The sequence below is a fragment of the Comamonas sp. Z1 genome, assembly GCF_008121555.1.
Classification (GTDB): domain Bacteria; phylum Pseudomonadota; class Gammaproteobacteria; order Burkholderiales; family Burkholderiaceae_C; genus Comamonas; species Comamonas thiooxydans.
The window spans coordinates 218,408-242,490 of the sequence record NZ_VOQT01000004.1 but is presented as its reverse complement, the minus strand read 5'-3'; the positions used below and the strand labels follow the sequence as shown (position 1 = coordinate 242,490).

At 61.9% G+C, this 24,083-nt stretch carries 21 protein-coding genes; 14 read left to right on the top strand and 7 right to left on the bottom strand.

Annotation, left to right across the window (positions count from 1 at the left end; all coding sequences use genetic code 11):
- Positions 1-29: 29 nt before the first annotated feature.
- Positions 30-1,319 carry a pyridoxal phosphate-dependent aminotransferase gene (locus FSY45_RS09980; RefSeq protein WP_003057902.1) on the bottom strand — a complete coding sequence of 430 codons (1,290 nt, stop codon included), beginning with the start codon at positions 1,317-1,319 and terminating at the stop codon, positions 30-32.
- Between the two features lie 166 nt (positions 1,320-1,485).
- Between FSY45_RS09980 and FSY45_RS09975 the strand changes: the two genes are divergently transcribed.
- The 4 genes from FSY45_RS09975 to FSY45_RS09960 all read left to right on the top strand — a co-directional run bounded on the left by FSY45_RS09975 (position 1,486) and on the right by FSY45_RS09960 (position 4,833).
- Positions 1,486-1,854 carry an Mth938-like domain-containing protein gene (locus FSY45_RS09975; RefSeq protein WP_003064306.1) on the top strand — a complete coding sequence of 123 codons (369 nt, stop codon included), beginning with the start codon at positions 1,486-1,488 and terminating at the stop codon, positions 1,852-1,854.
- A gap of 139 nt (positions 1,855-1,993) precedes the next feature.
- Positions 1,994-2,482 carry a peroxiredoxin gene (locus FSY45_RS09970; protein WP_003057908.1) on the top strand — a complete coding sequence of 163 codons (489 nt, stop codon included), beginning with the start codon at positions 1,994-1,996 and terminating at the stop codon, positions 2,480-2,482.
- A 221-nt stretch (positions 2,483-2,703) separates the two neighbouring features.
- On the top strand, positions 2,704-4,428 hold the full coding sequence (locus FSY45_RS09965; RefSeq protein WP_046461228.1) for a PhoH family protein: 1,725 nt from the start codon (positions 2,704-2,706) through the stop codon (positions 4,426-4,428).
- Complete coding sequence (locus tag FSY45_RS09960; RefSeq protein WP_046461227.1) at positions 4,429-4,833, top strand: hypothetical protein; 405 nt, start codon at positions 4,429-4,431, stop codon at positions 4,831-4,833.
- 158 nt (positions 4,834-4,991) lie between these two features.
- Here the strand turns inward: FSY45_RS09960 and dnaB are convergent, their stop codons facing one another.
- From dnaB to rpsF, 5 genes are all read right to left on the bottom strand, one after another.
- The gene (dnaB, locus tag FSY45_RS09955; RefSeq protein WP_034359740.1) at positions 4,992-6,425 is read right to left on the bottom strand and encodes a replicative DNA helicase; all 1,434 of its coding nucleotides are present in this window, start codon (positions 6,423-6,425) and stop codon (positions 4,992-4,994) included.
- A 150-nt stretch (positions 6,426-6,575) separates the two neighbouring features.
- The gene (rplI, locus tag FSY45_RS09950; protein ID WP_003064296.1) at positions 6,576-7,028 is read right to left on the bottom strand and encodes a 50S ribosomal protein L9; all 453 of its coding nucleotides are present in this window, start codon (positions 7,026-7,028) and stop codon (positions 6,576-6,578) included.
- An 11-nt stretch (positions 7,029-7,039) separates the two neighbouring features.
- A complete protein-coding gene (gene rpsR / locus FSY45_RS09945; RefSeq protein WP_003057920.1) occupies positions 7,040-7,321 on the bottom strand; it encodes a 30S ribosomal protein S18 in 282 nt (93 codons plus the stop codon).
- An 18-nt stretch (positions 7,322-7,339) separates the two neighbouring features.
- Positions 7,340-7,630, bottom strand: a complete 291-nt coding sequence (gene priB, locus FSY45_RS09940; protein WP_003064293.1) for a primosomal replication protein N — start codon at positions 7,628-7,630, stop codon at positions 7,340-7,342.
- Between the two features lie 20 nt (positions 7,631-7,650).
- A complete protein-coding gene (rpsF, locus tag FSY45_RS09935) occupies positions 7,651-8,013 on the bottom strand; it encodes a 30S ribosomal protein S6 (RefSeq protein ID WP_003064289.1) in 363 nt (120 codons plus the stop codon).
- A gap of 314 nt (positions 8,014-8,327) precedes the next feature.
- On the opposite strand from rpsF, the gene grpE reads away from it, so the two are divergent.
- The 3 genes from grpE to dnaJ all read left to right on the top strand — a co-directional run bounded on the left by grpE (position 8,328) and on the right by dnaJ (position 12,173).
- Positions 8,328-8,873 carry a nucleotide exchange factor GrpE gene (gene grpE, locus FSY45_RS09930; protein ID WP_046461226.1) on the top strand — a complete coding sequence of 182 codons (546 nt, stop codon included), beginning with the start codon at positions 8,328-8,330 and terminating at the stop codon, positions 8,871-8,873.
- Between the two features lie 125 nt (positions 8,874-8,998).
- The gene (gene dnaK / locus FSY45_RS09925; protein ID WP_046461225.1) at positions 8,999-10,942 is read left to right on the top strand and encodes a molecular chaperone DnaK; all 1,944 of its coding nucleotides are present in this window, start codon (positions 8,999-9,001) and stop codon (positions 10,940-10,942) included.
- Between the two features lie 100 nt (positions 10,943-11,042).
- Positions 11,043-12,173 (top strand): molecular chaperone DnaJ, encoded by a 1,131-nt coding sequence (gene dnaJ, locus FSY45_RS09920; RefSeq protein WP_003064279.1) that lies wholly within the window; start codon positions 11,043-11,045, stop codon positions 12,171-12,173.
- A 63-nt stretch (positions 12,174-12,236) separates the two neighbouring features.
- Here dnaJ and FSY45_RS09915 read toward each other — a convergent pair whose 3' ends face one another.
- Positions 12,237-13,541, bottom strand: a complete 1,305-nt coding sequence (locus FSY45_RS09915) for a tetratricopeptide repeat protein (protein WP_080944435.1) — start codon at positions 13,539-13,541, stop codon at positions 12,237-12,239.
- Positions 13,542-13,891: 350 nt separating this feature from the next.
- Here FSY45_RS09915 and FSY45_RS09910 point away from each other — a divergent pair, with 350 nt between their 5' ends.
- From FSY45_RS09910 to truA, 7 genes are all read left to right on the top strand, one after another.
- Positions 13,892-14,860, top strand: a complete 969-nt coding sequence (locus FSY45_RS09910) for a LysR family transcriptional regulator (protein WP_003064272.1) — start codon at positions 13,892-13,894, stop codon at positions 14,858-14,860.
- 57 nt (positions 14,861-14,917) lie between these two features.
- Complete coding sequence (gene leuC / locus FSY45_RS09905) at positions 14,918-16,339, top strand: 3-isopropylmalate dehydratase large subunit (protein WP_046461224.1); 1,422 nt, start codon at positions 14,918-14,920, stop codon at positions 16,337-16,339.
- Positions 16,340-16,464: 125 nt separating this feature from the next.
- Positions 16,465-17,121 (top strand): 3-isopropylmalate dehydratase small subunit, encoded by a 657-nt coding sequence (leuD, locus tag FSY45_RS09900; RefSeq protein WP_003057935.1) that lies wholly within the window; start codon positions 16,465-16,467, stop codon positions 17,119-17,121.
- A gap of 237 nt (positions 17,122-17,358) precedes the next feature.
- Complete coding sequence (leuB, locus tag FSY45_RS09895) at positions 17,359-18,435, top strand: 3-isopropylmalate dehydrogenase (RefSeq protein WP_046461223.1); 1,077 nt, start codon at positions 17,359-17,361, stop codon at positions 18,433-18,435.
- Positions 18,436-18,808: 373 nt separating this feature from the next.
- Positions 18,809-19,921: an aspartate-semialdehyde dehydrogenase gene (gene asd / locus FSY45_RS09890; protein WP_003064263.1), complete on the top strand. Its 1,113-nt coding sequence runs from the start codon at positions 18,809-18,811 to the stop codon at positions 19,919-19,921.
- 370 nt (positions 19,922-20,291) lie between these two features.
- Positions 20,292-23,201 (top strand): FimV/HubP family polar landmark protein, encoded by a 2,910-nt coding sequence (locus FSY45_RS09885; RefSeq protein ID WP_046461222.1) that lies wholly within the window; start codon positions 20,292-20,294, stop codon positions 23,199-23,201.
- Positions 23,202-23,241: 40 nt separating this feature from the next.
- Entirely contained in the window at positions 23,242-24,072 is an 831-nt protein-coding gene (truA, locus tag FSY45_RS09880; protein WP_046461221.1) for a tRNA pseudouridine(38-40) synthase TruA, read from the top strand.
- Positions 24,073-24,083 lie beyond the last annotated feature (11 nt).

Sequence of the window (24,083 nt, the reverse complement as noted above, 5' to 3'; positions counted from 1 at the left end):
CAAGCGCCACCAGCTATCAAAAAGATGAGTTACGCGGCTTTCTCAGCCTTGGCAGGCTTGAGTGCCTTTTCTGCCGGCACTGCCTTGGGCTTGTCCGTGCCATGGCGCTTGCGGTACTTCTCGAGGAAGGCTGCCAAGCGGTTGATGGCCTCGCGCAGATCTGCCTCATGCGGCAGGAACACGATGCGGAAGTGATCAGGCTCGGGCCAGTTGAAGCCCGTACCCTGCACCAGCATGACCTTGGTTTCCTGCAGCACTTCGAGGAAGAACTCCTGGTCGTCCTGGATGGGGTAGACGGCGGGATCGAGGCGCGGAAACATGTACAGCGCGCCCTGAGGCTTGACGCAGCTCACGCCGGGAATGGCGTTGATCAGCTCCCAGGCCAGATCGCGCTGCACACGCAGGCGACCGCCCTCCTGCACCAGGGCGTCGATGCTCTGGTGGCCGCCAAGCGCCGTCTGCACGGCCCACTGGCCAGGCACATTGGCGCACAAGCGCATGTTGGAGAGCATGTTCAGGCCCTCGATGTAATCCTTGGCGGGCTTTTTGTCGCCCGAAATCACCATCCAGCCAGCACGGTAGCCGCAGGAGCGGTAGGCCTTGGAGAGGGAATTGAAGGTGATGGTCAGCACATCGATGGACAGGCTGCCCAGCGGCGTGTGCTTGGCATCCTCGTACAGCACCTTGTCGTAGACCTCGTCCGCGAAGATGACCAGGCCATGCTCGCGCGCCAGCTCCACGATCTGCAGCAGCAGCTCCCTGGAGTACAGCGCACCCGTAGGGTTGTTGGGGTTGATGACGACGATGCCCTTGGTGCGCGGCGTGATCTTGGCGCGGATGTCGTCCATATTGGGCATCCAGCCATTGGACTCGTCGCACATGTAATGCACGGGCGTGCCGCCGGACAGGCTGGTGGCAGCCGTCCACAGCGGGTAGTCGGGCGCAGGCAGCAGCATCTCGTCACCGTTGTCCAGCAGCGCGTTGGTGGCCAGGCTGATCAGCTCCGAAGCGCCGTTGCCCAGATAGATGTCGTCCAGCGTCACGCCCTTGATGCCCTGGCGCTGGGTTTCGTGCATCACGGCCTTGCGCGCCGCGAAGATGCCCTTGCTGTCGGAATAGCCGGCCGAGTTGGGCAAATTGCGGATCATGTCCTGCTGCACTTCCTCGGGAGCATCGAAGCCGAACACGGCCAGATTGCCGATATTGAGCTTGATGATCTTCTGGCCGTCGTCCTCCATCTTCTTCGCCGCGTCCATGATCGGCCCGCGGATGTCGTAACAGACGTTTGCTAATTTGGCGGATTTTTGAACGGTTTTCATGCGAATCAATGCAAAAGGATTTCAGGCACGCCAGGGCGCATTAAACGCCATGGTGAAACCTATAATTTAAGCACAGTTCCGCGCTGCAGCAATGTCCCCACCCTCTCTGTATGGAGACAGCAGCCATCGCCCCCGTCCAGCGCGCCGATTGCGCACACTCTCCATCATGAAATTTCAGGCAGACAAATCCGATGCGCAAACCATCACCGGCTATGGCCCGGGCTGGATCGCGGTTGACAAGCAAAACCACGAAACCAGTCTGCTGGTCGGAGCCCGCGGCCTGCTGACCGAGTGGAACTGCGCCCGTTTCGAAGACCTGACGGCCGAGCATTTCGAGGAGCTCGCCAAGCTGGATGCGGAAGTCGTCCTCTTTGGCAGCGGCAGCAAGAACCGCTTTCCACCCGTGGCCTGGCTCAAGCCGCTGATCGCCAAACGCATTGGCCTGGAGAGCATGGACACCGCCTCGGCCTGCCGTACCTATAACGTTCTGGCCAGCGAAGGCCGCAACGTGGTCGCAGCCCTGCTGCTAGCATAGACTTCTGAGCTTACATTGAGAGAAATACGTATTTCAGGGTAAAATCGCAGGTTGCGGTTGGGGGCGATCGATTGATAAAAACAAAAATACCACCGACGCCCTCGGCATTTCAACGAACACACCCGAGAGATACAAGCGCATGGCGATCGTTGTCAACAAACCACTCCCAGAATTTGAAGCCAACGCCACCGGCGGCGTCAAGGTGTCCAACACCTCGCACAACGGCCAGATTCTGATCCTGTATTTCTACCCCAAGGACAACACGCCGGGTTGTACCACGGAAGCAATGCAATTCCGCGATAAGTACAAGGATTTCGTGAAGGCTGGCGCCACCGTGTTCGGCGTGTCGCGCGACAACATGAACTCGCACAACGACTTCAAGGAAAAGCTGGAACTGCCGTTCGAGCTGATTGCCGACACCGAAGAAAAGATGTGCCACATGTTTGGCGTAGTCAAGAACAAGATCATGTACGGCAAGAAGGTCAAGGGCATCGAGCGCTCCACCTTCCTGATCGGCGCCGACGGCATCCTGATGCAGGAATGGCGCGGCCTGAAGGTTCCCGGCCATGTGGACGAAGTACTCAAGGCCGTCAAAAGCCTGAAGACCCAAGACAAGAAGGTGGCCTGAGCCCCGCCCGGGACTGAAAACCTTGCAATCATCTACACGCAAAGTATTTCAAAGTCTTTAAACAAGGCAAAACAGGAAATACTGCTTTAGGCCCTCGGAGCCTATGCATAATGGGGCATGCCTCAGTGCTACGCAGTATTCTCTGTTCACCCCACCAAAGCCGCCTCGGTTTCCAGGCGGCTTTGTGCTTTTTGAATCTTGTTGAGAACGGTTCGTCCACTATGCCCCTGCCCCCCGCACCCGGCCACCGCGCCGCAAAGCTTTCCGCAGAAGCCTTTTCGTCCATCCGCAAGACTGCCAAGCAGACTGCAGAACTTGACGAGGATCTGAACCCCTCCGACGGAGCCGCCCTGAATGCGGCTCCAGAGACCGCGCCCGCGGTCACCAAGCCGCGCCGCAGCAGCAGCAAGCCCAACGCAACCGCCAAGCCGCGCAAGACCGCCACAACGGTTGGCGTAGCGCCGACGACAGCAGCATCCACTGCCGCAGTACCTGCAAAACCTGCCGACGCAGCTGCCAAGCCTGCCCGCCGCGCCCGCAATACGCGCACCGGCCCGACCACGCTGTTCGTGCTGGACACCAATGTGCTGCTGCACGACCCCAGCAGCCTGTTCCGCTTTGAAGAGCACGACATCTTCCTGCCCATGGTGGTACTGGAAGAACTGGACAACCACAAAAAGGGCATGACCGAAGTGGCGCGCAACGGCCGCCAGGTCAGCCGCACGCTGGACTCCCTGGTTGCCTCCCAGCCCGCCGACGGTCTGGAAAAAGGTCTGCCGCTCAATGCCACAGGCCAGCGCAGCGCCACCGGCACGCTGTACTTCCAGACCAACCCTCTGGATGCATCCCTGCCCGAGAGCCTGCCCCAGGGCAAGGCCGACAACCAGATTCTGGGTGTGGTCGCCGCCCTGCGCGAGCAGCACAAGGATCGCGAAGTCGTGCTGGTGTCCAAGGACATCAATATGCGCGTGAAGGCGCGCGCCCTGGGCCTGGCCGCCGAGGACTACCAGAACGACAAGGTGCTGGAAGACGGCGATCTGCTGTACTCGGGCGCACTGGCCCTGCCCCACGACTTCTGGGCCAAGGCCGGCAAGAATGTGGAGAGCTGGCAGGAAGGCGCCATCACCTACTACCGCGTCAGCGGCGCCATCGTCGACCAGTTGATGATCAACCAGTTCGTCTACTACGAAGCACCGGGCGAGCCCAGCCTCTATATGCGCGTGACCGAGATCCGCGACAAGACGGCCGTGCTCAAGACGCTGCGCGACTTCGGCAACCCCAAGAATGCCGTCTGGGGCGTGTCCACACGCAATCGCGAGCAGAACTTCGCCATGAACCTGCTGGTCAACCCCGAAGTCGACTTTGTCACGCTGACAGGCACGGCCGGCACCGGCAAGACCCTGCTGGCCCTGGCCGCCGGCCTGGCCCAGGTGCTGGACGAGCGCCGCTATACCGAGATCATCATGACCCGCGCCACGGTGAGCGTGGGTGAGGACATCGGCTTCCTGCCCGGCACCGAAGAGGAAAAAATGGGCCCCTGGATGGGCGCCCTGGACGACAACCTGGAGTTCCTGGCCAAGGGCGACGGCGGCAATGCCGGCGAGTGGGGACGCGCCGCCACCAACGAGCTGATCCGCAGCCGCATCAAGATCAAGAGCATGAACTTCATGCGCGGTCGCACCTTTCTGAACAAATACGTCATCATTGACGAGGCCCAGAACCTGACGCCCAAGCAGATGAAGACCCTGATCACCCGTGCCGGCCCCGGCACCAAGATCATCTGCATGGGCAATCTGGCCCAGATCGACACGCCCTACCTGACGGAAGGCAGCTCGGGCCTGACCTATGTGGTGGACCGCTTCAAGGGTTGGCCCCATAGCGGCCACATCACCCTGGCGCGCGGCGAACGCTCGCGCCTGGCGGACTTCGCCAGCGAGGTGCTGTAAGTGGCGAGCTGGATCGCGGCACTCAAGCTCGTGCCCTGGGGCGAGGTCATCAAGGCCACGCCTCAGGTGGTGAAGGCCGCCCAGGGCATGCTCAAGAAGAAAGAAGCCCAGGCCGAGGCGCGCGAGCAGGACGCCAGCGCGCAAAGCGCTGCGCAGTGCATCTCGCCACCGGCCTCCGCCGGCGAGCAGGCGCTGCTGCTGATCCAGCAGCAGGAGGAGCGCATCGCCCAGCTCGAGCAATCGCAGCGCCAGTCGCTGGAGATCATCGAGAAGCTGGCCCAGCAAAATGCCCAGATCGTCGCAACCGTGGGCGCGCTGCGCATAGGTGCACAGCGCCTGGCCTGGGCCTGCGGCGTACTGGGACTGTGCGTGATCGGTCTTGGCGTCTACCTGTTCAGCCGCTAACCCCGCAGCTGCTCAAAAAAACAAAGCCCGCAAGGTCTGTGCCTTGCGGGCTTTTCTTATGTCCTTCAATTTGATAGCTTGCAGCGCTTGATATTCATAGCTTACATATTCATAGAGTTATGAAATCCATACCCAACAAGCGCTAACAGCTATGATTTTTAGTATTCGTCCGTGCCGTAGCCCTGCGCCAGGTTCTCGAAACGCGTCTGGTTCTTCTGGAAGAAGAGCTTCACCGTTCCCGTCGGCCCGTTACGCTGCTTGCCGATGATGACCTCGGCAATATTGGGCTCCTTGCTCTCTTTGTTGTAGTAATCGTCGCGGTAGATGAACATGATGATGTCCGCATCCTGCTCGATGGCGCCCGATTCGCGCAGGTCGGACATCATGGGACGCTTGTCGGTACGCTGCTCCACCGAGCGGTTGAGCTGGGACAGCGCGATCACCGGGCATTGCAGCTCCTTGGCCAGCATCTTCAAACCCCGCGAGATTTCGCCCAGCTCGGTGGCACGGTTGTCGGAACTGGCTGCAGATCCCGATCCGCTCATCAGCTGCAGGTAGTCAACCACGATCAGGCCCAGCTTGCCGCACTGGCGCGCCAGACGACGCGCATTCGCACGCAGCTCGGTTGGAGACAGGCCCGGCGTTTCGTCGATATGCAGCGACACGGTGCGCAGACGCTCGATGGCCTCGGTCAGACGCGGCCACTCGTCGTCGCTGAGCTTGCCGGTACGCAGATTACCCTGGTTGACGCGGCCGATGGAGCCGACGATACGAACCGCCAGCTGAGCCGCACCCATTTCCATGGAGAAGATGGCGACCGGCAAGCCCTCATTGAGCGCCACATGCTCGGCAATATTCACGGCAAACGAGGTCTTGCCCATGGAGGGACGCGCCGCCAGCACCACCATGTCGCCGGCCTGCAGGCCCGAGGTCATGCGATCCAGATCGACAAAGCCCGTGGGCACGCCGGTCACATCCATGGGGTTGTCGGCCATCTCCTGGACCCGGTCCAGCAGATCCACCACCAGCGAATCCAGCGACTGGAAACCCTGCTTGTTGCGCGCCCCCTCCTCGCCGATCGCCATGATCTTCTGCTCGGCTTCGTCGAGGATGCGCTCCACGGTCTTGCCCTGCGGATTGAAGGCATTGGTCGCGATGTCGTCGCTGGCCGTGACCAGTTTGCGCAAGATGGCGCGCTCGCGCACGATTTCCGCATAGCGGCGGATATTGCTGGCACTGGGCACATACTGCGCCAGCTGGTTCAGGTACATCAGGCCGCCGATTTCCTCGGCTTTGCCCATGCCCTGCAGATGCTCATAAACCGTGATCACGTCGGCCGGCTTGCTGGCGTTGATCAGCTTGCCGATGGCTTCGTAGATCAGCTTGTGCTCGTGTCGGTAGAAGTCGCCGTCGCCAAGCAGATCACCAACGCGCTCCCAGGCATTGTTGTCCAGCAGCAGACCGCCGAGCACCGAAGATTCCGACTCCATGGAGTGCGGCGGCACACGCAGTTGCGCCACCTGCTGATCGGCAGTGGGAACCGGGGCGAATGCATCATCTTGCAGATCAAGCGGGGGCATTACTGACGACATGAGACTCCTAGAGACAAGTCCTCCATCGTAGCGGGAGGCGGTGGCGACGTCACGGCGGGTGACGATAAAAACGCTGGCGAGACAAACAATTACCAGAAAGCAAAAAACCGCCCGAAGGCGGCTTTTTGCCAATTCAGAACAGAGCCTGAATTAGGAGTGGTCGCCGTACACGGAGACGGCCACTTCTGCAGCCACGTCGGTGTGCAGAGCCACCACCACAGTGGCGTCGCCAACGGTCTTGATGGGGCCGTTGGGCATGCGCACTTGCGACTTGTTCACTGCGAAACCAGCCTTGACCAGTTCTTCAGCGATGTCGGCGTTGGTGATGGAACCAAACAGACGACCGTCAACGCCAGCCTTCTGAGTGATCTTCACGTTCACGCCGTTGAGCTTTTCGCTCAGTTCTTGAGCGGCAGCCAGCTTCTCGGCGGCAGCCTTTTCCAGCTCAGCGCGCTTGGCTTCGAATTCAGCCTTGGCAGCAGCTGTTGCACGACGTGCAGCGCCGGAGGGGATCAGGAAGTTACGAGCGTAACCGTCCTTGACCTTGACGATATCGCCCAGGTTACCCAGGTTCACAACCTTTTCGAGCAGAATGATTTGCATAGTCGTGCTCCTTAGATCTTGTGCTGGTCAGAGTAGGGCAGCATAGCCAGGAAGCGAGCGCGCTTGATGGCTGTGTTCAGCTGACGCTGGTAGATGGCGCGCGTGCCGGTCAGGCGTGCGGGCACAATCTTGCCGTTTTCGGCGATGAAGTCACGCAGGGTGTCGACATCCTTGTAGTCGATTTCTTCGACGCCGGCGACTGTGAAGCGGCAGAAACGCTTGCGCTTGAACAGCAGCGACTGGGTGTTGCGCTTAGGACGCTTGTCCTTGTTGAATTTCTTGAACGTGGCCATTGCTGGACCTCTTGAAAATTAATTTTGTTGAATATCCTGAATGTGCAAAACCAGCATCTTGCTATTGCGCGGCGTGGCCAGAAAACCTTGAAAGGTCCATTGGCTACCGGGTGCTTGGCGGGCCAGCTTTTCAGCCAGGGCGCCAAAGGCAACAGCCTTGACAGATGCATTCACGTTGCGCGCACTGCCCAGCTCTTGCTGCTGCGAACTGTGTTCAATTCGCAAATCCAGGGCCGGCAATCCGGCGGGCGTGTAGCGCAAAGCAGCTTGCTCTACGAGAAGGCCCGTCAATACAACGCGGTTTTCCACTCCTTCAGTGTCTGATGCTATTAAGCGTGCTCAGCCTGGTTGGCCTTGCGGGCTTCTTCGCGCTCAACGCTCTTCATCATGGCGGAAGCAGCTGTTTCAGCCTTCTTCTTCTGCACAGTCAGGTGACGCAGCACGGCATCGTTGAACTTGAAGGCGTGTTCCAGTTCAGCCATCACAGCCTGGTCGGCTTCGATGTTCAGGCACAGGTAGTGAGCCTTAGCGAGCTTGTTGATCATGTAAGCCAGCTGACGACGGCCCCAATCTTCTTCGCGATGCACCTTGCCGCCACCAGCGGCAATCATGCCCTTGTAGCGCTCCAGCATCGCGGGAACTTGTTCGCTTTGATCCGGATGGATCAACAAAATGATTTCGTAATGACGCATAACGACTCCTTTTGGGTAAACGCCGCCCACTGCGTCTGTAGCGGTGCGGCAAGGCAAAACGTGAGATTCTAGCCGAGTAGCAGACTATCTGTACACTCTGGGGCCTATAAACCTGCGATTACCATTGGTCAATCAAGGCGAGATGTCTTGAAATCACAAGTACTCACTCTCCTGGAATGCCCCGCAAATCCCGCAGGCTCACCCCAGCCGCTGCGCCCGCCGCCCTTTGTTGGGCGGCACGGGTCTTGAAATAGACCTGGCGGAGCGCATCTGGCAGACAGATTGTCTTAAGTTTTGAGAAACCTTCACCAACTATGACCGAGAACCACAACCCCAACACCATCAACGACGCCAGCCCCGAGGAACTGGAAGCGGCCCTGGTAGCCAATGCGTCGGACGAACTGGGACGTCTGCAGGCCGAGCTGGAAGAACTCAAGGCCAAGAGCGCCGATCTGGCCGACCAATACCTGCGTGCCAAGGCCGACGCCGAAAACATGCGCCGTCGCGCCGAAGAAGAGGTCGCCAAGGCACGCAAGTTCGGCATCGAGAGCTTTGCAGAAAGCCTGCTGCCCGTGATCGACAGCCTGGACGCGGCCCTGGCCATCCAGAACGCCACGCCCGAACAGCTGCGCGAAGGCTCGGACGCCACGCTGCGCCAGCTGAATTCGGCCCTGGAGCGCAACAAGGTACTCGCCATCAATCCCGCTGCGGGCGAGAAGTTCGACCCTCACCACCACCAGGCCATCTCCATGGTTCCCGCCGACCAGCCCGCCAACACCGTGGTTGCCGTGCTGCAAAAGGGCTATGTGATCGCCGACCGCATCCTGCGCCCCGCGCTGGTGACCGTGGCCCAGGGCTGAGCTGGCTAGACACCCCAAAAAAACAACCGTCAGGGCAAAAAATAGTAAGTGACGGCTCTTGAAGCCGGCCACTACGCCCACAAGTGACGAATCAAGCAAACATTCAACAGATTACGGAGAGAATTATGGGAAAAATCATCGGTATTGACCTGGGTACCACCAACAGCTGCGTCGCCATCATGGAGGGTAACAACACCCGCGTGATCGAGAACAGCGAAGGTGCCCGCACCACCCCCTCCATCGTTGCCTATCAAGAAGACGGCGAAATCCTGGTCGGTGCATCCGCCAAGCGCCAGGCCGTCACCAACCCCAAGAACACCATCTACGCTGCCAAGCGCCTGATCGGCCGCAAGTTCGCCGAAGCCGAGGTGCAAAAGGACATCGACCTGATGCCCTTCCAGATCGTCAAGGCCGACAACGGCGACGCCTGGGTGCAAGTGCGCGACCAGAAGCTGGCTCCTCCCCAGATCAGCGCCGAAGTGCTGCGCAAGATGAAGAAGACCGCCGAGGACTTCCTGGGCGAAGCCGTGACCGAGGCCGTCATCACCGTGCCCGCCTACTTCAACGACGCACAGCGCCAGGCCACCAAGGACGCCGGCCGCATCGCAGGCCTGGAAGTCAAGCGCATCATCAACGAACCTACCGCTGCTGCCCTGGCCTTCGGCCTGGACAAGGTGGGCAAGGGCGACCGCAAGGTGGCCGTGTATGACCTGGGCGGTGGTACGTTCGACGTCTCCATCATCGAAATCGCCGACGTGGACGGCGAAAAGCAGTTCGAAGTGCTGTCGACCAACGGCGACACCTTCCTGGGCGGCGAAGATTTCGACCAGCGCATCATCAACTACATCATCGACGAGTTCAAGAAGGAACAAGGCGTCGACCTGTCCAAGGACGTGCTGGCCCTGCAGCGCCTGAAGGAAGCTGCCGAAAAGGCCAAGATCGAGCTGTCGAACTCCGCACAGACCGACATCAACCTGCCCTACATCACCGCCGATGCCACAGGCCCCAAGCACCTGAACATCAAGCTGACCCGCGCCAAGCTGGAATCGCTGGTGGACGATCTGATCGAGCGCACGATTGCACCTTGCCGCACCGCCATCAAGGATGCAGGCATCTCGGTCTCCGACATCCACGACGTGATCCTGGTCGGCGGCATGAGCCGCATGCCCAAGGTGCAGGAAAAGGTCAAGGAATTCTTCGGCAAGGATCCCCGCAAGGATGTGAATCCCGACGAAGCCGTGGCCGTGGGCGCTGCCGTGCAGGGCCAGGTGCTGGGTGGCGAGCGCTCCGACGTGCTGCTGCTGGACGTGACTCCCCTGTCTCTGGGTATCGAAACCCTGGGCGGCGTCATGACCAAGATGATCAGCAAGAACACGACCATTCCCACCAAGTTCGCGCAGACCTTCTCCACGGCTGAAGACAACCAGCCTGCCGTGACCATCAAGGTGTTCCAGGGCGAGCGCGAGATCGCCAGCGCCAACAAGATGCTGGGCGAGTTCAACCTGGAAGGCATTCCGCCCGCAGGTCGTGGCGTGCCCCAGATCGAAGTGACCTTCGACATCGACGCCAACGGCATCCTGAACGTGTCCGCCAAGGACAAGGCTTCCGGCAAGGAAAACAAGATCACCATCAAGGCGAACTCTGGCCTGTCGGAAGAAGAAATCCAGAACATGGTCAAGGATGCTGAGCTGAACGCAGCCGACGACAAGAAGAAGCTGGAGCTGGTGACTGCAAAGAACCAGGGCGAAGCCGCTGTTCACAGCGTCAACAAGAGTCTGGCCGAGCATGGCGACAAGCTGGATGCCGCCGAAAAGAGCGCCATCGAAACTGCCGTCAAGGAGCTGGAAGAAGTGCTCAAGGGCGAGGACAAGGACGCCATCGACGCCAAGACAACGGCCCTGATGACAGCCAGCCAGAAGCTGGGCGAGAAGATGTACGCCGACGCACAGGCCGCTGGCGGTGCCGAAGCTGCTGCTGCCGCAGCAGGTGCCTCCGCCGGTGCCGGCGCCTCGGCTGCCGCTGACGACAACGTGGTTGACGCCGAAGTCAAGGAAGTCAAGAAGGACTAAGCGCGGGCAGGTCCTGGCCTCAAACCATTGACCGCTTGCCGCCGCGCCGAGCTCCCTGGAGCTGGCGCGGCGTTCCTGTTCCATTCGACCGAAAACTCACATGTCCAAACGTGACTACTATGAAGTTCTGGGCGTTGCCAAAAGCGCCTCGGACGATGACATCAAGAAGGCCTATCGCAAGCTGGCGATGAAGTTCCACCCTGACCGCAATCAGGGCGAGAAGGCCAAGGAAGCCGAGGAAAAATTCAAGGAGGTCAAAGAGGCCTACGAGATGCTTTCCGACAGCCAGAAGCGCGCGGCCTACGACCAGTACGGCCATGCCGGCGTGGATCCCAATCGCGGCATGGGCGGCGGCGAGGGCTTTGGCGGCTTTGCCGAGGCCTTTGGCGACATCTTTGGCGATATGTTCAACGGTGGCGGCCGCGGCGGTCGCGGCGGCCGTCAGGTCTACCGCGGCAACGACCTCAGCTATTCCATGGAAATTACCCTGGAAGAGGCTGCCAAGGGCAAGGATGCCCAGATCCGCATTCCGAGCTGGGACAGCTGCGACACCTGCAGCGGCAGCGGCGCCAAGCCCGGCACCAGCACCAAGACCTGCACCACCTGCAACGGCATGGGCACGGTACAGATGCGCCAGGGCTTTTTCAGCGTGCAGCAGACCTGCCCGCACTGCCGCGGCACAGGCAAGATCATCCCCGAGCCCTGCACGTCCTGCGGCGGCCAGGGCAAGGTCAAGCGCCAGAAGACGCTGGAAGTGAAGATTCCCGCCGGCATCGACGACGGCATGCGCATCCGCTCGGCCGGCAACGGAGAGCCCGGCACCAATGGCGGGCCGGCAGGCGACCTCTATATCGAGATTCGCGTCAAGGACCACGACATCTTCGAGCGCGACGGTGACGATCTGCACTGCAATGTGCCCGTGAGCTTCATCACCGCCGCTCTGGGCGGCGAGATCGAAGTGCCCACGCTGCAAGGCAAGGCGGCGATCGACATCCCTGAAGGCACGCAAGCCGGCAAGCAGTTCCGCCTGCGCGGCAAGGGCATCAAGGGCATTCGCTCCAGCTACCCCGGTGATCTGTACTGCCACATCGTGGTGGAGACTCCGGTCAAGCTCACCGAGTACCAACGCAAGCTGCTCAAGGATCTGGACGAATCGCTCAAGAAAGGCGGCTCCAAACATTCGCCCAGCGGCGAAAGCTGGACGGACCGCCTGAAGAGTTTCTTCAGCTAGGCCCCTGCACCCAACAAAAAGCCCATCGGCAATGCCTGGTGGGCTTTTTTCATGGCTCGCCAATCACTCCTTGGCGGGCTTCCAGTTGCGCACCTCGCGCTGCACCTTCAGCCGCTCTGCGGGGCCCAATGCCTGCTCGGCCGTCTGCATGCGGCTTTGCAGCGAGGGATCCTTGGCATGAGCGATAGCCAGCCAGAAATAGGCCTTGCCCATGTCTTTCTGCACGCCCTGACCGCTGACATACATGGCTGCCAGATTCGACTGTGCCAGGGTGTAGCCCTGCTTGGCGGCGCGATCGAACCAGCGCGCCGCCTGGCCTGCATCCTGCGGCACGCCCTGGCCGTTGGCATAGAGAAAACCCAGAGACGACTGAGCCGCCGCATTGCCCTGACCGGCGGACTTCTCCAGCCACCGCGCCGCGCGCGTCAGATCCTGCGGCACCAGCGCACCTACGGCATAGATCATGCCGGTGTTGTACTGGGCGTCGGCATGGCCTTTCTCGGCCGCCTGTTCAAACCACTGCAGGGCGGCCCGGCCATCCTCCTTGACGCCCCTGCCGCTGGAGAGCATCACTCCCAGGCTGTACTGGCCTGCAGCCTCGCCACTTTTGGCCGAACGCTCGAACCATTGCACGGCCTGCGCATCATCGGCCGCCACGCCGCGCCCCTCGGCATACATCAGACCCAGATTGTTCTGCGCAATGCCGTCGCCCTGCTCTGCCGCCTTGCGGTACCAGTTCACGGCCTGCACTTCGTCCAGAGTCACGCCCCGCCCGTTGGCGTAGAGCACTCCCAGGTCGGATTGCGCAGGTGCATAGCCCTGGTCGGCCGACTGGCGATACCAGTGCACGGCCTGTGCCAGGTCCTGATTCACACCCTTGCCAAAACGGTAGCGCGAGCCCAGCAGATACTGGGCCTTGGCGTCGCCCGTCTGTGCTGCTGCACGCATGGCGGCCAGCTCCTTGGCATCTTCGGCCTGATTGTTCCTGGCCTCCGGCGTCCAATGCTCACGACCCAGCGGAGCTGCCGCTGCCGCACCTGCTGCCGCAGCACCAGCGATCGCTGCATTGCGGCCGGTGTGCCCTTTTTTACCGGCCTTGCCGGCGGACTTTGCCGATGAAGATTTGGCAGCACCTGCAGTCGTGCTCTTGGTGGACTTGGACGATTTGGCTGGCGCGGCCGCACTGGATTTGGCCGGGGGCTTGCCTTTGGCCACAGCTGGCAAGGCAGTGCCGCCCAGCGCCAGCGCAGCCGTCAGCAGGCAGACCTGACCCCAGCAACGGCTGCGGCGCAAGAGGGGCGACCCCGAAGCCATAGCTGGCAACTCGGAAGGCTCACTGTCGGACATCGGATGGTTGGGAACTCTCATGACTCACATTTTTGCAGCGAATAGCGTCGATTCCAGGCTGCTTTACTGACGATTTACTTTGTAAAAAAACACCGGAACTCAGGCAGCAGGAAGACTTCCGCACCTCAGGCCGGATCATGCTTGAACGATTCTGGCATCTAGAGTCTTCGCTATGAAAATGCAAGTACACAAGACTGACAAATGCAACATCGCTTTCCAAGGTCTTGCCAAGTCATCGCAAAGTAAGAAATCACCCATCTCCAAAATTTACCCATCGCCAAGCAAGACATCTCATTCAAAGATGGATACAGCTAGATTAATCGGTAAAAATGCTGAAAACTTCTCGAAACGAGAAGACTTGAGCCTACCCCATGAAGAATTCAGAGCGCAGTTTTGCGCGCCGCATCGATCTCACCTCGCTTCAGCTGTTCGTCGCCGTGTGCGAACTGGGCAGCATTGGCCGCGCCGCTGAACGCGAGTTCATTGCAGCCTCGGCCGTCAGCAAGCGGCTGTCCGACCTGGAAGCGACGGTGGACACCGCCCTGCTCTATCGCCACAGCCGCGGCGTGACGCTGACGCCGGCCGGCGAGAGCCTGCTGCACCATGCGCGCAATGTGCTCTACGGGCTGGAGCGCATGCAGGGCGAGCTCTCCGAATACGCCGACGGCGTGCGCGGCCATGTGCGCATGCACGCCAATATGTCGGCCATCGTGCAGTTTCTGCCCGAAGACCTGGGAGCCTTTGCGCGCGAACACAGCCAGATCAAGATCGATCTGCAGGAGCACCTGAGCCCCGACGTGCTGAGCGCCGTGGCCGAGGGCACAGCCGATATCGGCATCTGCACGCTGGGCAATATCAGGAGCAGCGAAGGCAATCAGGCCACCGTTCAGCTGACCCAGGGCAATGTGCCGCTGCAGTACCGCAGCTATCGCAAAGACCGATTGGTCGTCGTCGTGCCCGAGCGCCATGCCCTGGCCGACCGCGAAAGCGTCGCCTTCACGGAAGTGCTGGAATGGGACATCGTCAGCCTGCATGCCGGCTCCTCGATCAGCCTGGCCATGCGCGCTGCCGCAGCCCAGGCTGGCCACCCGCTGCACCAGCGCATCCAGGTCACCAGCCTGGACGCCATGTGCCGCATGATCGACAACGGCCTGGGACTGGGCCTGCTGCCCGACCGCGCATTCGAGCTGATGCATGGCGTGGGCCATCTGCGCGCCGTGCAGCTCACCGACGACTGGGCGCACCGCGAACTCTGCGTGGTGGCCCGCGACTTCGAAGCGCTGCCGGTGACCACCCGCCTGCTGGTCGATCACCTCTGCCCCGCCAGCGCCAAGGCTTGAAACATCGCATCAAGCCACAACAGAATCCTCCCAACAAACCAACCTCACGAGACCACCATGGGACGCACCCTCTACGACAAGATTTTTGACGAGCACGTCGTTCACACCGAGGAAGACGGCACCTCCGTCCTCTATATCGACCGCCATCTGGTGCACGAAGTCACCAGCCCCCAGGCCTTCGAAGGCCTGCGCATGGCCGGCCGCAAGCTGTGGCGCGTCAGCTCGGTCGTGGCCACGGCCGACCACAACACCCCCACCGACGGCTGGGAGCGCGGCTATGACGGCATTGCCGACCCCATCAGCAAGGAACAGATCACCACGCTGAACAGCAATATCGCCGAGTTCGGCTCGGCCGCCTTCTTTCCCTTCATGGACAAGGGCCAGGGCATTGTTCACGTCATGGGCCCCGAGCAAGGCGCGACCCTGCCCGGCATGACCGTGGTCTGCGGCGACAGCCACACCTCCACCCACGGCGCTTTCGGCGCGCTGGCCCACGGCATCGGCACCTCCGAGGTCGAGCATGTGATGGCCACCCAGACCCTGCTGGCCAAGAAGGCCAAGAACATGCTGGTGCAGGTCAACGGCAAGGTCGCGCCCGGTATCACCGCCAAGGACATCGTGCTGGCCATCATCGGCAAGATCGGCACCGCCGGCGGCACGGGCTACACCATAGAGTTTGCCGGCGAAGCCATCCGCGACCTCAGCGTGGAAGGCCGCATGACGGTCTGCAACATGGCCATCGAAGGCGGCGCCCGCGCAGGTCTCGTGGCCGTGGACGACAAGACCATCAACTACATCAAGGGCCGCCCCCTGGCGCCCACGGGTGGCGAATGGGATGCCGCCGTCACTTACTGGAAGACGCTGCATTCCGACGCCGATGCGAAGTTCGACCGAGTGGTGGAGCTGAACGCCGCCGACATCGTGCCGCAGGTGACCTGGGGCACCAGCCCCGAGATGGTGCTGGGCATCGATGCCGCCATTCCCGACCCCGACAAGGAAAAGGACTCGAACAAGCGCGGCGCCATCGAACGTGCGCTGACCTATATGGCACTGGAACCCGGCAAGCCCATCAACGACATCTTTGTCGACAAGGTGTTCATTGGCTCCTGCACCAACAGCCGCATCGAGGACATGCGCGAAGCCGCCGCCGTGGTCAAGAAGCTGGGCCAGAAGGTCGCCAAGAACATCAAGCTGGCCATGGTCGTGCCCGGCTCCGGTCTGGTCAAGGAACAGGCCGAGCGCGAAGGCCTGGACCAGATCTTCAAGGCCGCCGGCTTTGAATGGCGCGAACCCGGCTGCTCCATGTGCCTGGCCATGAACGCCGACCGCCTGGAGCCCGGCGAGCGCTGCGCATCGACCTCGAACCGCAACTTCGAAGGCCGTCAGGGCGCCGGCGGCCGCACTCATCTGGTCAGCCCCGCCATGGCCGCTGCGGCAGCCATCCACGGCCACTTTGTCGACATCCGTAAATTTGCGTAACCCCCTGAGTCGCTGCGCGTCTTCCCCCAAGGGGGACGACGGCCTTTGCTGCGGGGCGGCCCTTGCTGGCCGTCTCTGATGCAAGACGCGAACGTCGCCAAGACCAAAGATTCTGGAATCACACCATGCAAAAATTCACCGTGCACAAGGGCCTCGTCGCCCCCATGGACCGCGAGAACGTCGACACCGACGCCATCATCCCCAAGCAGTTCCTCAAGTCCATCAAGAAGACCGGCTTCGGCCCCAATCTGTTTGACGAGTGGCGCTATCTGGACCAGCCCGGCCAGCCCGGCGTGCCCGAAGCCGACCGCAAGCCCAATCCCGACTTCGTGCTCAACCAGCCCCGCTTCAAGGGCGCCAGCATCCTGATCGCGCGCAAGAACTTCGGCTGCGGCTCCAGCCGCGAGCACGCGCCCTGGGCCCTGGACCAGTACGGCTTCCGCGCCATCCTGGCCCCCAGCTTTGCCGACATCTTCTTCAACAACAGCTTCAAGAACGGCCTGCTGCCCATCGTGCTGCCCGAGGCCACGATCGACCAGCTGTTCAACGACGTCGCGGCCTTCCCCGGCTACGAGCTGACCATCGACCTGGAGCGCCAGGTGATCCTAAGGCCCCAAGGCGAAGAAATTGCCTTCGACGTCATCGCCTTTCGCAAGTACTGCCTGCTCAACGGCTTCGACGATATCGGCCTGACCATGCGCCATGCCGACAAGATCAAGGCCTTCGAAGCCGAGCGTCTGGCGCAAAAGCCCTGGCTGGCGCATACATTGATTCAGAAGTAACCCCCTGAGCCGCTGCGCGGCTTCCCTCTTTCTCGATGCGTTGCATCGGAAGGGGGACGGCATCTTCGCTGCGGGGCGGCCCTTGCTTGATGCCCCTTGTTTGGGGCGTGCTTGTTTTTAGGTTGCTACCCATAAATGAGCTGCTTGCGCCTTCTATTCATGAACATCAGCATTAATTCAATCTGAAGTCTATGAATAACAAGTGCAAGCAGCTATCAAATTAATCAAAGGAACATCATGAAGATTGCAGTTTTGCCCGGTGATGGCATCGGTCCCGAAATCGTCGCGGAAGCCGTCAAGGTGCTCGAGGCCCTGAATCTGGGTCTGGAGATGGAAACCGCTCCCGTGGGCGGTGCCGGCTATGAAGCTGCCGGCCACCCCCTGCCTCCTGCCACGCTGAAGCTGGCACAGGAAGCCGATGCGATCCTGTTCGGTGCCGTGGGCGACTGGAAGTACGACACGCTGGACCGCCCCCTGCGTCCCGAGCAGGCCATTCTGGGCCTGCGCAAGGCCCTGGGTCTGTTCGCCAACTTCCGCCCCGCCATCTGCTACAAGGAACTGACCCATGCTTCCAGCCTCAAGCCCGAGCTGGTGGCGGGCCTCGATATCCTCATCATCCGCGAACTGACCGGCGACATCTACTTCGGCCAACCGCGCGGCCGCCGTGTGGCTCCCGACGGCCATTTCCCCGGCGCCGAGGAAGCCTTCGACACCATGCGTTATTCGCGCCCCGAGATCGAGCGCATCGCCCATGTCGCCTTCCAGGCCGCCCAAAAGCGCAGCAAGCGCGTGACCAGCGTGGACAAGGCCAATGTGCTGGAAACCTTCCAGCTCTGGAAGGACGTGGTCACCGAAGTCGCCAAGCAGTACCCCGACGTGGCCCTGGACCATATGTATGTGGACAACGCCGCCATGCAGCTGGTCAAGGAACCCAAGCGCTTCGACGTGGTGGTGACCGGCAATATGTTCGGCGACATCCTCTCCGACGAAGCCTCGATGCTGACCGGCTCCATCGGCATGCTGCCCAGCGCCAGCCTCAACGACAAGAAACAAGGCCTGTACGAACCCAGCCACGGCTCGGCTCCCGACATCGCCGGCAAGGGCATTGCCAACCCCCTGGCCACCATTCTGTCGGCCGCCATGATGCTGCGCTTCAGCCTGGGCCAGGAAGCAGCCGCCCTGAAGATCGAAGCCGCCGTGCAAAAGGTGCTGGCCGACGGCCTGCGCACTGCCGACATCTACAGCGAAGGCACGACCAAGGTCAGCACCCGTGAAATGGGTGATGCCGTGGTCAAGGCGCTGGCCGGCGTCTGAGGCACCGAAACCGCTGAAGCCCAGCCGCCGCCGTAAGCGGCGGCTTTGGGTTTGACGCAAAATTCGGCACCAAATAAAACAAAACGTCAAAAATAAATCATTTATTTCGACGTTTTGACTAGAGTTTCAAGCACTTTTAGTTCTTCAAGCTTTGGCTCTAGTCGCTAGAATGACAACTCTTATGTTTGCCGCACGCACCTTCGCTCCCGAAATCGTCACACCCGCAAAGACTGCCGGTGTGAATGCGCGCGCAATCACCATTAAGACGATTACAGGCTGACCCAGCCCGGTTCGTCGCGCGCCCCTTCCGGCCCTGACGAGCCGGACGAATCAGTCTCAAGCTACTGTTTTCAAAACTGAAAGGGCGTTTCAAATGAGCAAGCAATTGGTAGGTTTGGTGGGCTGGCGCGGCATGGTCGGCTCCGTGCTGATGGATCGTATGCAGGCCGAAGGCGACTTCGCGCTGATCGAGCCCGTGTTCTTCTCCACCTCCAATGCCGGCGGCAAGGCCCCGGCCATGGCCACAGTGCACACCGAGCTGAAGGACGCCAACGACATCGCCGAGCTGTCCAAGTGCGACATCATCATCACCTGCCAGGGCGGCGACTACACCAAGGAAGTCTTCCCCAAGATCCGCGCCGCCGGCTGGAACGGCCACTGGATTGACGCCGCCTCCTCGCTACGCATGGAGAACGACGCCGTCATCGTGCTCGACCCCGTCAACGACGACCTGATCCAGCAAAAGCTGGCCGCCGGCGGCAAGAACTGGATTGGCGGCAACTGCACCAACTCCATCTTGCTGATGGGTCTGGGCGGTCTGTTCAAGGCCGGTCTGGTGGAATGGGTCTCCTCCATGACCTACCAGGCCGCATCGGGCGGTGGCGCCAACCACATGCGCGAGCTGCTCAAGGGCATGGGCGTGGTGCACGCCGCCGTCGCCGACGAGCTGGCGACTCCTGCTTCGGCGATTTTGGAAATCGACCGCAAGGTGGCCCAGACCATCCGCGAAGATGTGCCCACCGAATTCTTCGGCGCGCCTCTAGCCGGCGGCCTGATCCCCTGGATCGATGTGCAGCTGCCCAACGGCCAGTCCAAGGAAGAATGGAAGGGCCAGGCCGAGGTCAACAAGATTCTCGGCACCGAAGCCACGATCCCCGTCGACGGCCTGTGCGTGCGCATCGGCGCCATGCGCTGCCACTCTCTGGCCCTGACCCTGAAGCTCAAGAAGGACCTGCCCCTGGAAGAGATCGAGGCCCTGATCAAGGGCGGCAATCCCTGGGTCAAGTTCGTGGCCAACGACCGCGCACTGACCGTCAAGGAGCTGACTCCTGCTGCCACCACCGGCGGTCTGGAAGTGGCCGTGGGCCGCGTGCGCAAGCTCAACATGGGCCCCGAGTACGTTTCGGCCTTCGTGATCGGTGACCAGCTGCTGTGGGGCGCTGCCGAGCCGCTGCGTCGCATGCTGCGCATCCTGCTGGCTGCCTGATCCCGTCCACCATCAAGCCTGCGAATGGCTTGATCCAGCACAGCAAAGCGCCAGTCATCCTCGTGATGGCCGGCGCTTTTTTCATGTCCAAGCTCCAGGCTTGGGCGACAATTGCCCGCTTATTCGGGCGAATGCAAACCGTCAGCAACCTACATTAAGTTTCATCTCGTTGCCAATCGACAACAATTGAGAGCCTTGCCAGCCATGCTTTTGCTCACATTGCAATAGCGTCGTTGACAATGCAAACTGTGTCCGCCGGGCCGAGAGACCTTTGCCGCCTGCTGGAATTTCCAATTTTTATGTGCACCGCAGCCACAAACCCGATCAAGAACAAGAGGGCTGTAGGCTGCACGAATCAAGTCTGAGCCCTATGCAACGCTGGAAACTATCTGCGCTCGCCGCAGCCACCCTCGCACTGTCAAGCCTCCCGGCCACCGATGCATGGGCATTGGCGCTGGGTCGCATCACGGTGCAGTCGGCTCTGGGCGAGCCCTTGCGTGCCGAGGTCGAGATCCCTCAACTCAGCGCAGCCGAGGCCGACAGCCTGCAGGCAGCTATCGCATCGCCAGCTGCATTCCGTGCCCAGGGCATGGAATTCACGGGCACGGCCAACTCGGTGCGCGTGCAGGTGCAAAAACGTGCCAACGGCTCGGCCGTGCTCAAGCTCAGCAGCTTTCAGCCAGTCAATGATCCCTTTGTCGACCTGGTGATCGATGCCAACTGGGCATCGGGCAAGCTGCAGCGCAACTACACCTTGCTGCTCGACCCTCCTGCAACGCGCCGCCCTGCTCCTGCGCCCACCACCGCTGCCCAGGCCACGCCTGCCGTGGTGCCTGCGCCTGCGCGTCCCGCCGTGACTGCACGCCCGGCGTCCAGCCCTGTCAACACGGCCGGCCGGGACCTGCGCAATGACCGCGATCAGGACGAAGCTGCAACCAAGCCTCAGCGAAAACGCCAGGCCGGCACTGCAGCACCGGCTGGCAGCAGCGATGAAGTTCGCGTCAGGACAGGCGACACCGCAGGTCGCATTGCTGCAGCGCACAAGCCAGCAGGCGTCTCGCTTGATCAGATGCTGGTCGCCATGCTGCGCAGCAACCCGCAGGCCTTTGTCAATGGCAATATCAACCGCATGCGCAGCGGCGCGGTGATTCAGTTGCCCGATCAGGCGGCTGCCCAGGCCACCTCGGCCAAGGAAGCCCGCCAGATCATGGCGGCCCAGTCTCAGGATTTCAACCAGTTCCGCCGTCAACTGGCTGGCGTGGCACCTGTGGCTCCTGTGGAAGCTGCATCGCGCAGCGCTTCCGGCCAGGTTCAGGCCCATGTCGCCGATGCCAAGGCCGCCACCGCAGCCCCCGACAAGCTAACCCTGTCCAAGGGCTCCGTCAAGGGCATGGCCGCCGATGAGCAAGTGGCCCAGCAAAAACAGGCAGCAGACCAGTCTGCGCGTGCCGATGAGCTCAAGCGCAATATGGCCGAGCTAAGCCAGATTGCGGCAGCCACCAAACCTGCAGGTACGGCCGCAGCTCCCGCAGCAAGCGCCCCGGCTGCAGCTGCACCAGCGGCAAGCCCTGCAGTCACCGTACCCGCGGCCAGCGCCGCCAATGCTGCAGCGCCTGCCCTCGCACCGGCTGCTGATGCGGCTGCAACGTCTGCGCCCCCAGCCACACCCGAGGCGGCTGCAGCCGATGCCGGCAAGCCAGGCGACACCGCGCCTGCACCAGCTCCGGCCGAAGGCGAACCGGCACAGGCCGCAGCCGAGCCTGCAGCGCCCGCACCGGCACCGGTTGCACCTCCCAAGCCTGTGGCAGCACCGGTCCCCATTCCCGAAGAGCCCAGCTTTATCGACAGCCTGATGGAAGACCCGACCATCCCGCTGGCTGGCGCAGCACTGCTGGCCCTGCTTCTGGGCTATGGCGGCTACCGTGTTTCTCAGCGTCGCAAAGCCGCTGCGGCAGGCGCGGACAGCACACTGGGCGACAGCCAGCTGTCGGCGGACTCCTTCTTCGGCGCCAGCGGCGGCCAGCGCGTGGACACCACGACCAGCAGCAGCCAGATGTCGGGCCAGTCCATGCAGTACTCTCCCAGCCAGCTCGACGCCGGCGATGTGGACCCGCTGGCCGAAGCCGATGTGTACCTGGCTTACGGCCGCGACCTGCAGGCCGAGGAAATCCTCAAGGAAGCGCTGCGCAGCGACCCCAACCGCCTGGTGCTGCACCAGAAGCTGGCTGAAATCTATGCCAAGCGCCATGACCGCATGGCCTACGCATCTGTAGCCAACAACGTCTTTGCCCTGACCCAGGGCAAGGGGCCCGAATGGCAGCGGCTGGCCGATCAGGGCCGTATCCTGGATCCGGAAAATCTGACTTACCAGCTGGGCGGAGCTCCCCAGGCTCATGCAGCGGCAGCTGCGACCCCAAGCGCCTTCAGCCCCACCGATCCCTCAAGCGCCCTGCAAGGCGGCGTGGCCGCCGCCGTGGGCTTCGGCTCGGCACTGGCTGCTGCACAGGCTGCGGAAGCCGCTGCCAGCCACGAAGGGCCACCCACAGAGCCCGCCGGCATGGACTTCGACATGGATCTGGAGCTGCCGGCGGACCTGCCTGACACCGCAGCCAGCGCAGCGCCTGTGGCCTCCGAGCCCGTCTCCTTGCCCAACGAGCAGGATTTCGCGGCACTGGCACAGTGGGACACCCCTGTCACCGCATCCGAGCCAGCACCCGCAGCAGACAATGGCCTGAACCTGAACCTCGACGATCTGGCCTCGTTCAGCCTGCCCGCCACGGCATCTCAAGCCCCGGCCCCTGTCGCAGCTCCCGCGCCCGCCGAGCAAAGCTCCCTGAATGCGCTCGAGTTCGACCTCGACAGCTTCACACTGCCTTCGCAGGCACAGCCCGAGGCCGAGAGCGGACAGGAAACTGCGCCGCTGGAACTATCTTCCAGCCAGGAGCGCCTGGACACAGAGCAGGACATCGAAGCCCTGACCTTGCAGCAACCGGGTGAAGAGGCCGCCAGCCCTGCCGCCGCCCCTGCGCAAGCCGATGTGACCTTCGACCTCAGCGGCCTGTCGCTGGACCTGGGCACATCCGATATCGCTGCGTCAATCGATGCCGTGCCAGCGCCCTCCGAACCCGAAGACCCGCTGGCCACCAAACTGGCCCTGGCCGAAGAGTTCAATGCCATCGGCGACAGCGACGGAGCGCGTACACTGATCGAGGAAGTGATCGCCGAAGCCCATGGCGATCTCAAGGCCAAGGCTCACAGCCTTCTCTCTCAGATTGGTTGATTGATTTGATGCATTCAGACCCCGCGCCGGGAGCCATGCCATGCGCATAGCTCTTGGCGTCAGCTACAACGGTCAGGCCTATCGCGGCTGGCAAAGCCAACCCGATGGCAACACCGTACAAGACAAACTCGAAGCGGCCCTGGGCCGCTTTGCTGCTCAAGAAGTCTCCACCATCTGCGCCGGTCGCACCGATTCCGGTGTGCACGGCCTGATGCAGGTCGTGCACTTTGACACCGAGTTGCAGCGCACGCCCAACTCCTGGGTGCGCGGCACCAACACTTTCCTGCCCAAGGACATCGCCGTGCAATGGGCGGCCGAGGTCGCCGACGGCCCGAATGGCTTCCATTCCCGGGCCTGTGCCACTGCACGCCGCTATGCCTATGTGCTGCTGCAGTCACCCGTGCGCCCCAGCGTCGACCATGGCCGCGTGGGCTGGGTGTTTCAGGCCCTGGATGCGCAGCGCATGCGTGCAGCCGCCGACCTGCTGCTGGGCGAGCATGATTTTTCGTCCTTTCGCGCGGCAGGCTGCCAGGCCAAGAGCCCGGTCAAGACCCTGCGCCGCATCGACATCCACTACCGTCCCGCAGGCCAGGCACCCATGCGCGACGGACAGATGGAATGCGGCTACTGGCGTTTCGAGTTCGAGGGCAGCGCTTTTCTGCACCACATGATCCGCAACATCATGGGCTGCCTGATCTACGTGGGCCAGGGCTCCAAGCCCGTGGAATGGATGCAGCAAGTGCTGGAGGCACGCTCGCGCGAAGTGGCAGCCCCCACCTTCTCCCCTGACGGTCTGTACTTTCTCGGCCCCATTTACGATACGCGCTGGGGCCTGCCTGTAGACACCCCCCCGTTTGCCTGGCTGCCCTGAGCGGCCAGCGG

Bases quoted from the DNA above. Each gene is read 5' to 3' on its own strand.
- dnaB (WP_034359740.1), bottom strand. From the start codon at position 6,425: ATGTCGTCAGTAATGCCCCCGCTTGATCTGCAAGATGATGCATTCGCC.
- FSY45_RS09885 (WP_046461222.1), top strand. From the start codon at position 20,292: ATGCAACGCTGGAAACTATCTGCGCTCGCCGCAGCCACCCTCGCACTG.
- FSY45_RS09980 (WP_003057902.1), bottom strand. From the start codon at position 1,319: ATGAAAACCGTTCAAAAATCCGCCAAATTAGCAAACGTCTGTTACGAC.
- FSY45_RS09915 (WP_080944435.1), bottom strand. From the start codon at position 13,541: ATGAGAGTTCCCAACCATCCGATGTCCGACAGTGAGCCTTCCGAGTTG.
- dnaK (WP_046461225.1), top strand. From the start codon at position 8,999: ATGGGAAAAATCATCGGTATTGACCTGGGTACCACCAACAGCTGCGTC.
- FSY45_RS09970 (WP_003057908.1), top strand. From the start codon at position 1,994: ATGGCGATCGTTGTCAACAAACCACTCCCAGAATTTGAAGCCAACGCC.
- leuB (WP_046461223.1), top strand. From the start codon at position 17,359: ATGAAGATTGCAGTTTTGCCCGGTGATGGCATCGGTCCCGAAATCGTC.
- FSY45_RS09910 (WP_003064272.1), top strand. From the start codon at position 13,892: ATGAAGAATTCAGAGCGCAGTTTTGCGCGCCGCATCGATCTCACCTCG.
- grpE (WP_046461226.1), top strand. From the start codon at position 8,328: ATGACCGAGAACCACAACCCCAACACCATCAACGACGCCAGCCCCGAG.
- FSY45_RS09965 (WP_046461228.1), top strand. From the start codon at position 2,704: ATGCCCCTGCCCCCCGCACCCGGCCACCGCGCCGCAAAGCTTTCCGCA.
- FSY45_RS09975 (WP_003064306.1), top strand. From the start codon at position 1,486: ATGAAATTTCAGGCAGACAAATCCGATGCGCAAACCATCACCGGCTAT.
- rpsR (WP_003057920.1), bottom strand. From the start codon at position 7,321: ATGGCCACGTTCAAGAAATTCAACAAGGACAAGCGTCCTAAGCGCAAC.
- asd (WP_003064263.1), top strand. From the start codon at position 18,809: ATGAGCAAGCAATTGGTAGGTTTGGTGGGCTGGCGCGGCATGGTCGGC.
- truA (WP_046461221.1), top strand. From the start codon at position 23,242: ATGCGCATAGCTCTTGGCGTCAGCTACAACGGTCAGGCCTATCGCGGC.
- dnaJ (WP_003064279.1), top strand. From the start codon at position 11,043: ATGTCCAAACGTGACTACTATGAAGTTCTGGGCGTTGCCAAAAGCGCC.
- rplI (WP_003064296.1), bottom strand. From the start codon at position 7,028: ATGCAAATCATTCTGCTCGAAAAGGTTGTGAACCTGGGTAACCTGGGC.
- rpsF (WP_003064289.1), bottom strand. From the start codon at position 8,013: ATGCGTCATTACGAAATCATTTTGTTGATCCATCCGGATCAAAGCGAA.
- leuC (WP_046461224.1), top strand. From the start codon at position 14,918: ATGGGACGCACCCTCTACGACAAGATTTTTGACGAGCACGTCGTTCAC.
- leuD (WP_003057935.1), top strand. From the start codon at position 16,465: ATGCAAAAATTCACCGTGCACAAGGGCCTCGTCGCCCCCATGGACCGC.